Origin of the sequence: Streptomyces sp. NPDC050619 (assembly GCF_040654815.1) — a bacterium.
In the GTDB taxonomy this organism is placed as follows: Bacteria; Actinomycetota; Actinomycetes; order Streptomycetales; family Streptomycetaceae; genus Streptomyces.
On sequence record NZ_JBFAIR010000143.1, the window covers coordinates 1 to 1419 of the forward strand.

Annotated in this window: 3 protein-coding genes and 1 pseudogene; 2 read left to right on the plus strand and 2 right to left on the minus strand. The window is 59.3% G+C overall.

Annotated elements, in window-relative coordinates:
- A partial coding sequence (locus AB0I77_RS53555; RefSeq protein WP_363290331.1) for a hypothetical protein occupies positions 1 to 238 on the plus strand: 238 nt, incomplete at its 5' end.
- Here the strand turns inward: AB0I77_RS53555 and AB0I77_RS53560 are convergent.
- Together AB0I77_RS53560 and AB0I77_RS53565 are read right to left on the minus strand one after the other, a co-directional pair.
- Positions 157 to 501, minus strand: a complete 345-nt coding sequence (locus tag AB0I77_RS53560) for an excalibur calcium-binding domain-containing protein (protein WP_363290330.1) — start codon at positions 499 to 501, stop codon at positions 157 to 159. The two genes, AB0I77_RS53555 and AB0I77_RS53560, sit on opposite strands and share 82 nt — an antisense overlap.
- Positions 490 to 699: pseudogene (locus tag AB0I77_RS53565) on the minus strand (cold shock domain-containing protein); the annotation flags it as partial. The gene AB0I77_RS53560 and the pseudogene AB0I77_RS53565, both read right to left, overlap by 12 nt.
- Positions 700 to 943: 244 nt before the next feature.
- Between AB0I77_RS53565 and AB0I77_RS53570 the strand changes: the two are divergent.
- On the plus strand, positions 944 to 1419 hold a 476-nt coding region (locus AB0I77_RS53570; protein WP_363290329.1), incomplete at its 3' end, for a recombinase family protein.

Sequence of the window (1419 nt, forward strand, 5' to 3'; positions counted from 1 at the left end):
CGGATTGGCCATCCTTGTGTTGGCTGGTTCTCTGGTGCTGGTGCACAATCAGAACGACAGGCTAAAGATGCGGATGTTTGCCGTGGGCAAATTTCCAGTCCGCGATGCAGGTGCGAAGAATAGAAAAGAAAACCTGCAAAAGTTGCCAAGAATGCGCTATTTGCACCACTGCTGTTCGCACGGCTCGCCGTCTCCATTTCCATCCATGTTAACGTTGGGGCAGTGGGCCAAGAAGTAGTGGGCCTCAGCACAAGATGTCATTTGACTGCAGTGGGTGCGTCCGTCGCACTGGTATAGAGCAGGTGCAGGCGGTATTGCTCCCGCAGCCTGCTTCGCCACCAAGTGATCACCGGAGCGCTCGGACGCATACCAGCCCAGCGCGCCAAGGCCCAGCAAAGCAAATAATGCTGCCCGCCAAGAGCGGTTGGCCCGTCTGCTCGGCGAGGTCCGCTTTCGTCCTTGAGGCAACCGAGCATGCTCATTGGAGCGCCGAACCCGCATTGCGCGCAAGGCGCCCTTGGGATCGGTCTCGATGTCGAAGTGCAAGCGCTCGTTCACCACCGGACGCGGACCGTCGGCCGGCAAAGCCGAGACATGCACGAAGACCTGAGGGCCGCCGCCATCGGGCGCGATGAAGCCAAAGCCTCGGTCGTCGTTCCAGCGCACCAACGTGCCAGATGTGCGTTTGCCGGCTTCCATCTTTCGTTCCCCCATCTGTCTCAGAGCCATACGAAATCTGTGGCGCGGCGCGGACATGAACGGCACTCCGGACCTATGATCTAAGAGTGCTGCGACGGAACACGACGTCGTTCGCAGGCGAAACCGGGACGCCATTCCGGCTTGCCTCCCCGTCACACGTGCGCACCAAATCTGTCATCCCGTGTTCCTACGGTCCGCCTGATGGAGCTTTCTGTGGGTGTGGCGGATGGCGTCTCGGAGAAATGTGCAGGCCAAGTCCATATCTGACGGTTTGCTGCCGGCAGCGGAATACGTGCGCATGTCGACCGACCATCAGCGCTACTCCACCGAAAATCAGGCGGACGCCATCCGGGCTTATGCGGCCGCCAACAACATGCGCATTGTCCGCACCTACCGCGATGAGGGGAAAAGTGGATTGGACATAGGCGGGCGTGATGCCCTCAAGCAACTGCTTGCGGACGTGCGTTCCGGGTGCACCGACTTCAAAGCCATATTGGTCTACGACGTCAGCCGTTGGGGACGCTTCCAGAACGCAGACGAGAGCGCTGCGTATGAATACGAGTGCGCGAAAGCGGGCATCAAGGTCGTCTACTGTGCGGAGCCTTTCGACAACGACGGCTCTCCATTGTCGACAATCTACAAGAGCATCAAGCGTTCAATGGCAGGGGAATACAGCCGAGAGCTGTCGACCAAGGTCTTTGCCGGGCAGTGCCGTTTGGT

Coding starts and splice junctions, on each gene's coding strand:
- AB0I77_RS53560 (WP_363290330.1), bottom strand. CDS start 501: ATGCGGGTTCGGCGCTCCAATGAGCATGCTCGGTTGCCTCAAGGACGA.